This is a genomic window from Streptomyces sp. NPDC029139, assembly GCF_055564335.1.
Genome location: NZ_JBVHWN010000034.1, coordinates 1 through 7,745, shown reverse-complemented (window position 1 = coordinate 7,745; position 7,745 = coordinate 1). Strand labels below are relative to the sequence as shown.

Sequence of the window (7,745 nt, the reverse complement as noted above, 5' to 3'; positions counted from 1 at the left end):
CCTCCACACCTACAACCACCACCGCTGCCACACCGCACTCGACGGACACCCACCCATCACCCGCGTCAACAACCCTGCGGGTCAATACACCTAGGGCGTCTCCCGATAGCTATGCGGGCCCTATGCCAGACACGCCAGCACTCAGGAAAGTGGACACGCGGCCGAACGGGTGTTCGGCCGTTCCCCGGAGCTATGAACGCGGATCGTCCTGGTCCCGCGATCGGGGTTGTCCCCCCGTGACCGGCCCAAGCCCCGCAATCGAGAGGACCTGCCCGATGACCGCGGCGTTCGAGAAGATCTTCGATTGACCTGCCGTGGTGAGCCAGGGGGCAAGGGGAAGCAGAATGAGGCTTCCTGGACTTCCGGCCACTGTCGACAGCGGGTGAGGGCGGGGGGATTGTGGACGGGCGTGAGCAGCTTCTGCGCCGTCAGGTCCATGGCGATGGCGGGGGCGCCGCCTGGAGGAGTGCAGAGTCGTTTCGTCACCGCCCGTTCGAGTGAGACGCGGGTGCGGCTGTGCTGACCGGGCAGTGATGGCCACGGCAACGTCCCACCAGCAGAAAGACCCATCGATGCGTTTCCGCTCCGCTTCCACCGCCGTTCTCGGCGCTGCCCTGCTCCTTGCCGCCGTCCCCGCTTCCGCCTCGGCCGCTTCGGGGCAGTTCCGCTACGACTACGTGACCGTCGAGGGCTACGAGGCGACCGGCTTCCTCAACAACCCGGCCAGCGGTGAGTGCCTGAATCTTCCCGGCGTCGGCCAGGAGAACCCCCAGCCCGGTCACTCGCCGAAGAACCGCACGGACGACTGGGCGACGGTCTTCACCGACCCCAACTGCGAAGGCGACTCGTTCACTCTCCGCCCGCACACCGGCGGCGCCTCGGAACGGCTGAAGGTCCGCTCGGTCGTCTTCGGCTGACACGACACGGCGCCGGCCCCTGGCGCGGCCACAATCGGGGTCGGACACCGCCGGCCGCGCCGCTCGGTGCGCCGGACAAGAGCATGCTCCAGCGCCCGGAGGAAGCCGCCGGACATGGCTACCGCTGTTGCGTGCCGCTGGGCTCCGGCTTCCTCCTGAGCACGGGACCAGATACGACGAAGGGGCTGTGCCCAACCCTGGGTCGGGCACAGCCCCCTTCGCCCATCCGCCCGTAAAGGCCCGGCCCAGAATCGCTCACAGACGTCACGCCGGGACTGCTGTGTCCGAGGCCGGGCGGATGCCTACGTCACCGGAGTGCCTGGAGCCCAGGTCACACCCGGATATACCACCTTCGTGACACGAGCAGCCGTGCGAGCGGCACGTAGAACAGCAACAGCCACAACAGCGCCCACACCATGCTTGCCAGCGGGGCGGGCATCCAGGAGGCAAGGCCGACCTCGGCGCCCACGCTCCACACCGAACCCTCCTTGTCGTCATACCGGACAGGAATGTAATTCAGCGTGCAGATGACCAGCTCGGACAGGACGTAGAAGAACAGAGGGTTCCGGCCGAGAGCCACGAGCGTGTCGCCCAACGGCACGGCCCCTCGACGGACAGCGGTGGTCACGCCCACGCGGGCCGACGAGCGCCAGCGTGTGAAGTGCCTCCCGGCGCCGCCGGACCTGCCGTCACCGGCCGGACTATGAGGTACAGGCCACAGCCCGCCGTCGAACACCAGGAGGATCAAGCCGAAGCCGACAGTCATGATCCCGATGGTCACGAGGGCGTACGACGGCGTCCACAACTGCTTGCCGATCGGGATCATCAGGCCCAGGGCGAGGCCGGCCCCGACGCACGTCACGCCGACGGTGGCCAGCAAGGACGCACGCCTGCGAACGCCGTCCGTCACTTCGTAACGCCGCTTGTTCCGGACGATGTCCATGCCGACGACGAGACCTGCCCAGCAGTTGACCATTGCGACCAGCGTCGACATGAGACCTTCTGGGTCGAACGTGCGGCCTTCGTAGTTGTGCGCGACACCCCACACGCTTGTGTCGATGTACGCCTGGAGCGAGCAGTTCGGTGTCAGCACATGGGCATCGGCACATGCGGGCCACGGGCTGTGAAACGTGTACGTCGCCGCGATCCAGACGGTGAGGCACAGAAGCGGGAAGCCGCCCAGCAGAAACGCCCGGACGAGGAAGCGGACGACACGAGAGCGCCCGCCGGCGGATGTCGCGGCCTTGCCCCCGGAGGCTCCGGGGCGGCTGACGGGCGGCATCGACCAGGCGCATGTGACGTACAGCAGCGACACCACCAGGTACGCGACGGCGAGTCGCTGCAGCACGCCGACAAATCGCAAGTGCTCCCATGTCCCGGGCAGGAACGGAAACGCGTTGAGAAACATGCCGATCGCATACAGAAGGACGGCTCGGCGCGCGATGCGCACAAGATGAGGTCGTCTTTCCGGTCCGACGGGACCGTGTGCGGTCGGCGGGCGGAGAAACGCCGACATGGACACCGGCACCGCCATACCCATGACGAACAGGAACCCGGGAAAGACCAAGTCGGCGACCGTCAGCCCGAACCCGTCCGCGTGCAGGAGGGCAGGGGCAGCGATCTCTGCCACCTGACTGCCGATGAAGATGCGCAGGACGACGACGGAGCCGCGAGACGCGTCCAAGGCGTCCAGACGCCGACGCGCAGGTCCTGCTTGCGCCCTCTCGGTGACCGGCTGCGCAGTCGAGATGTCGGCGGCGGTCGGTAGGGCGAGGGGAACAGCCTCCGACGCCGGACCTGCGTTCAGCCGACCCATGCACACCCCTGCCTCATGTCAGTCTTCGCGCTTGTGTGGACCGTTCGACGTGTCTCTTGAGCCGCCCCATCACGAATCAGCGCAAGGCTTCGGGCGTACTGGCCTGGATGGTGGCGCCTGTGGTGACGAAGTAGAAGTCCTCGTCCTCCATGTCGGCCCGGGTCTGTTCACCGATGTACAGGTCTAGGTGCTTGGCGTCGTCGCAGCCGATGCTGCACAGGTCGTCGACGCGCCAGTGGGCGGATTTCACCCGCGTGCAGGTCTCGCTGGGTACTCCCGGGCCGCACTCGGTGACACGGATCTGAGTGCCTGGTGACAGGTGGTTGGCGGCGACGGACTGCCAGGGCACCAAGGGGTTGTCGTGGGAGCCCACCGGGGGCGTACTGGTCGCGAAGTAGCAGTGCCGATCGAAGTCCCAGCCGAGATAGTCCCCGCGGGCGGTCTTGCCGAAGCCCTCCAGGCCGACGCGCTCCAGGTAGTCGGTGGGGAAGCTGTCCGGCAGCTTCTGGCCGGCGCAGACCTGGTCGCGGATGCTGCGCTGCGGGCCGCGGTAGTACGCCTCGCTGGGAGTGAAGTAGACGGTGAGGGTGTATCCGCTCTGGGGGTCCGCGTCCGCCTGCGGCAGATCGATGGTGTTCAGCCGGTGATGCAGCTGCAGCCCGGCGTAAGCGAGGGCAGCGAGGGCCAGTAAGCCGCACGTCAGACACACCAGGATCCTGCCGCGCGCGGTGCGCGGGCGCTGTCCGGGCGGCGTGGGCGTGGAGGGTGGGGCGGCGTGCAGGTGTGCGGCCATGAATGAGGGGTCTACTCCGTGCGGGTGACTGAGGCAGGCGCAGGGCCCGACGTGGCGTCATCTCTGTCCAACAGGGGCTGGGGCGCCGCGCAGCAGCCCAGCGGCGAGTTCAGGAAGTCGCAGGGAGGCCCCGCAGACACCCGGGCCCGCGGCGCGTGCTGGGGGCCGCCCGCCTTCACCCTTGCGTGATCATGTGAACCATAGGGCATCGAAGTGAGCAAATAGCCAGATTTCCCATGTTCGCCGCGTCACCGTCAATGCACGTGTACGCGCCTCATTCCTGCGGGGGAATGCCCGCGCGCCATGGGAACCGCTCGCAGACGATCTTCCTAGCATCCGGTGGGTGATCAACGAGCTTCTCAGCCCGCCGCATCCCAAGCCCTCCCAGCTCGTGTTCGACGACCCACGCGGCCGCCGCCGCAGGATCGTCACCGCCGCGGGAGCGGTCGTGTGCTTCTTGTGCCTGTGCGTCCTCGCGTTGGGCGGCAGCGTGCTGTACGCCGACCCCGAGGCGCCGGCAACGAGCCCGGCCGAGGCCGTCGATACGACCCACCGGCGATGAGGGCGATCTCGCCTCGCGGGCACTGGTGGGTCCTGGCCGGTGTCCTCACGGTGTTCCTTGCGGCTCTGTTCCTGGCGACCTCGGTCCTGCACGGCGACGGCGTGCCACGCAGCGCCCGACATCAAGAGCCCGACGGCCTCGTACCGCATTCCGTGACCGGCGGCGGACCCGTCGTCGACGCCCGAAGCGGCCCCCCGGTCAGCCTGGACGTGCGCCCAGGCACTGTGGCGCTCACCTTTGACGACGGCCCGGACCCCACCTGGACGCCGCAGATCCTGAAGCTGCTGGCCGCCGAACAAGTACCGGCGACTTTCTTCGTCACCGGCCGGCACGTAGCCGAACACCCCGAGCTGGTCCGGGCACAGGCTGCCGCAGGACACGAAGTCGGTCTGCACACCTTCACCCACGCCGACCTTGCCACGACGCCGATCTGGCAGATGCGTCTGGAGCTCGCCGCCAGCCGTGCCGTCCTGGCCGGAGCCACCGGGGCGAGCACGACGCTCCTGCGACCGCCGTACTCCTCCATGCCCGACGCGGTCCACAACCGCGCCTGGCACGCCACCTTGCGCACCGGTGCGCTCGGTTACCTGACCGTCCTGTCCACCGAGGACGGTCTCGACTGGGAGGCACGAAACGCCGCAGACATCGTGCGCGGCGCCACACCGCAGGACGGCCGAGGGGCCGTGGTCCTCCTACACGACGGCGGCGGCGACCGGTCCCAGACCGTCGCCGCCCTGGGGCAGCTGATCGACACCCTCAAGGCACGCGGATACCGCTTCACCACTCTGACCCAAGCGGTCGGCCTGCCGCCCCAGACAGCCTCGGCCTCAGGGCTCGAGCGCTGGTACGGCACCGCCCTCATCAACCTGATTCAGGCAGCCCTCGCCGTGCCGTCCGCTGCGGTCTGGCTGCTGTACGCGGTGGCTCTGCTCACCACCGCCCGCCTGCTCCTCCTGGCTGCCGCCGCGTCAGCACACCGACGGCGCAAGAAAACCCGAGCTTCGGCCCCACCCCTGCCCCGCGTCTCCGCCGTCATCCCCGCCCACAACGAGCAGGACACCATCGCCTCCTGCGTACGCGCGCTGCTGGACGGCGGCTGCCCTGACATCGACGTCGTCGTGGTCGACGACGGGTCCACCGACGGCACCGCATCAGCAGCCCGCACCGTGACGGACCCCAGAGTGCGCGTCATCACTCAGCCCAACCAGGGCAAGCCTGCCGCACTCAACGCAGGCGTCGCCCACGCCCGGCACGATGTTGTCCTCATGGTCGACGCGGACACCATCATTGCCACGGGCGCGGTGGCACGCCTGGCTGCCGCCATGGCCGACCCGTCGGTCGGCGCGGTGGCCGGCAACACGAAGGTCGCCAACCGCACGGGCCTGCTGCCTCTGTGGCAGCACCTCGAATACGTCATGAGCTTCGGTCTGGAACGCCGTCTGTTCGACCTGCTCGGGGCCAGCCCGACCGTCCCCGGCGCCATCGGGGCTTTCCGACGCTCGGCCCTGGCGTCCTGCGGCGGCATCAGCGCCGACACCCTCGCCGAGGACACCGACATCGCCATGGCCCTGTGCCGGGCCGGTTGGCGCGTCGTCTACCAAAGCGACGCACACGCCCGCACCCACGTCCCCGCGACCATCCGAGACCTGTGGCACCAACGCCACCGCTGGGCCTACGGCACTCTGCAGGCCACCTGGAAGCACCGGCACGCCGTCAAGGAAACCGGCATCGCCGGCCACCTCGGCCGCCGCACCCTGCCGTACCTGCTGCTGTTCCAGCTCGCCCTGCCGCTCGCAGCACCCCTGATGGACGCCGCCGCCCTGTACGGACTCGCCTCCGGGACCACCCCCGTCCCGGCGATCACCTGGGCCGTCTTCACCCTCGCCCAACTCGCCCTCGCCGCTTACGCCCTACGGAGCGACAACGAAAGCCTGCGCCACCTCTGGCTGCTCCCGCTCCAGCAGATCCTCTACCGCCTGGCCCTGTGCCTGGTCACCATCCACGCCTTGATCACCGCAGCGCTTGGGGCCAGCCCTCGGTGGCGGAATCCCTCGCCGTCCCATGCGGAGGCACATACAGCAACGGTGTGACCGCCCATCCCAGGGCCATCCCAGACCGTTCGAGCGTTCAGCCGAGCTGGCTACAGCTTCAACGGCCTGGCGACAGCCCTGCCAAGGCAGCTCAGCGCACTGTTCCGCCTGCCGTCCCGTCCTCTGCGCGGGCGGGACGGAAGGTCTTCGCCCGGCACGCGCCGATCCGCAAGGGTTCACGTGAATTCCTTCTCACGCGGGTGATCACCGGAACGGTATCCTCGCCGGTCGAGCAGGCCGTCGCCATCGGCGCCGGCCGCATCCTCGCCGTCGGCGCGCTCGACGAGCTCCGCGCACTCGCCCACGGGGGGACCGAGTTCGTCGACCTCGCGAGGCGGGCTGCCGATCCCCGGATTCCAGGACGCCCACGCCCACCCCCATCGCCGTCATGCTGCGCTGCGACCTCTCAGGCGACCGAACCCTGGGCGGCTACGCGGCGACCATCGCCACGTACGCGCGCTCCCGCCCCGAAGCACAGTGGATCACCGGTGCCGGCTGGTCGATGGACGTCTTCCCGGGCGGTACGCCGCCCCGGGGCCAGGACGGCGCCACAGAGAACTTCACCGCCGCGCGCCCTACCTGGCAAGTGCGGCTGCGCGACCCGGCAATTCCGGGATGAGCTTCGTCGACCCCGAACTGCTCGGCCAGGGCGTCACTGCATTCGACCGGCTCGACTTCCAGGTCCACGTCCACGCCCTCGGCGACCGCGCCGTTCGCGAGGCCCTCGACGCCCTCGCACTCGCCCGCGAGACGAACGGCGCGAACAACGACCGCCACCACCTCGCGCACCTCCGGGTCGTCCTCCCCGACGACTTCGCACCCTTCGCGGAACTCGGCGTCGGCGCCAGCAACCAGCCCCCTGTGGGCCACACACGAACCGCAGATGGACGACCTGACCATCCCTTTCCTCGGCCCGGAACGCGCCGCCCGGCAGTACCCGTTCGCCGACCTCCTGCGCGCGGGCACCCGGCTGATGGGGGGCAGCGACTGGCCCGTCAGCAGCGCCGATCCACTGTGGGGCGCCCACACCGCCGTCAACCGCATCCTGCCCGACGAGGCCCCCAACACCCGCCGCGCCGAAGACCCGGCACCGTTCCTGCCCGAGCAGGCTCTCGCCCTCGCCGAAGCGCTGACCGCCTACACCGCGGGCAGCGCCCTGGGCGAACCATCTCGACGTCACCGCGACCATCGAGCCGGGCAAGTACGCCGACCTCGCCGTCCTCGACGCGACCCCTTCGCCGGTCCGCACGAGGAGATCGGCACAACCAGGTTCGTACGGACGTACGCCGAAGGCCGCCAGGTGTACGCCGCGACAAGCTGGCTGTGAGCCTCGCCCATCGGCGTTAGCCTCTGCCCCGCCTCCCCATCTAGGCTGCGTGATCCACATCGTTGGGGGATCATGAACTTCACTCGCTGTCGCAGACCGTCGGCCTTCCTGCTGCTGACGGTGGCGGTCGTCCTCGGTGCCGCGACCTAGGTGTATTGATCACGAGCGTTGTTGACAGTCGCAGGTCTTGATCATGGCGAAGACCTCCGGTGTGGTGGAGGTGTCTAGGACTACACCGCA

The 7,745-nt window shown here is 69.0% G+C and carries 7 protein-coding genes and 1 pseudogene; 5 read left to right on the top strand and 3 right to left on the bottom strand.

The genetic code is table 11. The features are described from left to right. Positions 1-572: 572 nt before the first annotated feature. Positions 573-917 (top strand): hypothetical protein, encoded by a 345-nt coding sequence (locus ACZ4VW_RS32510; RefSeq protein WP_467968750.1) that lies wholly within the window; start codon positions 573-575, stop codon positions 915-917. A gap of 331 nt (positions 918-1,248) precedes the next feature. Here ACZ4VW_RS32510 and ACZ4VW_RS32505 read toward each other — a convergent pair whose 3' ends face one another. Both ACZ4VW_RS32505 and ACZ4VW_RS32500 read right to left on the bottom strand, forming a co-directional pair. After that, a complete protein-coding gene (locus tag ACZ4VW_RS32505) occupies positions 1,249-2,733 on the bottom strand; it encodes an acyltransferase family protein (RefSeq protein ID WP_467968748.1) in 1,485 nt (494 codons plus the stop codon). Positions 2,734-2,809: 76 nt separating this feature from the next. Continuing rightward, positions 2,810-3,526: an RlpA-like double-psi beta-barrel domain-containing protein gene (locus ACZ4VW_RS32500; protein WP_467968746.1), complete on the bottom strand. Its 717-nt coding sequence runs from the start codon at positions 3,524-3,526 to the stop codon at positions 2,810-2,812. A 343-nt stretch (positions 3,527-3,869) separates the two neighbouring features. Between ACZ4VW_RS32500 and ACZ4VW_RS32495 the strand changes: the two genes are divergently transcribed. Together ACZ4VW_RS32495 and ACZ4VW_RS32490 are read left to right on the top strand one after the other, a co-directional pair. Next, a complete protein-coding gene (locus ACZ4VW_RS32495) occupies positions 3,870-4,088 on the top strand; it encodes a hypothetical protein (protein ID WP_467968744.1) in 219 nt (72 codons plus the stop codon). Then, positions 4,085-6,178: a bifunctional polysaccharide deacetylase/glycosyltransferase family 2 protein gene (locus ACZ4VW_RS32490; protein WP_467968742.1), complete on the top strand. Its 2,094-nt coding sequence runs from the start codon at positions 4,085-4,087 to the stop codon at positions 6,176-6,178. Before ACZ4VW_RS32495 ends, ACZ4VW_RS32490 begins: the two co-directional genes overlap by 4 nt. 176 nt (positions 6,179-6,354) lie before the next feature. Here the strand turns inward: ACZ4VW_RS32490 and ACZ4VW_RS32485 are convergent, their stop codons facing one another. Beyond that, positions 6,355-6,483 (bottom strand): hypothetical protein, encoded by a 129-nt coding sequence (locus tag ACZ4VW_RS32485; protein ID WP_467968740.1) that lies wholly within the window; start codon positions 6,481-6,483, stop codon positions 6,355-6,357. Positions 6,484-6,793: 310 nt separating this feature from the next. On the opposite strand from ACZ4VW_RS32485, the pseudogene ACZ4VW_RS32480 reads away from it, so the two are divergent. Together ACZ4VW_RS32480 and ACZ4VW_RS32475 are read left to right on the top strand one after the other, a co-directional pair. Beyond that, positions 6,794-7,006 (top strand): annotated as a pseudogene (locus ACZ4VW_RS32480) (amidohydrolase); the annotation flags it as partial. Between the two features lie 55 nt (positions 7,007-7,061). Further along, positions 7,062-7,505, top strand: coding sequence for an amidohydrolase family protein (locus tag ACZ4VW_RS32475; RefSeq protein ID WP_467968738.1), 444 nt, complete (start codon positions 7,062-7,064; stop codon positions 7,503-7,505). Positions 7,506-7,745: the final 240 nt, after the last annotated feature.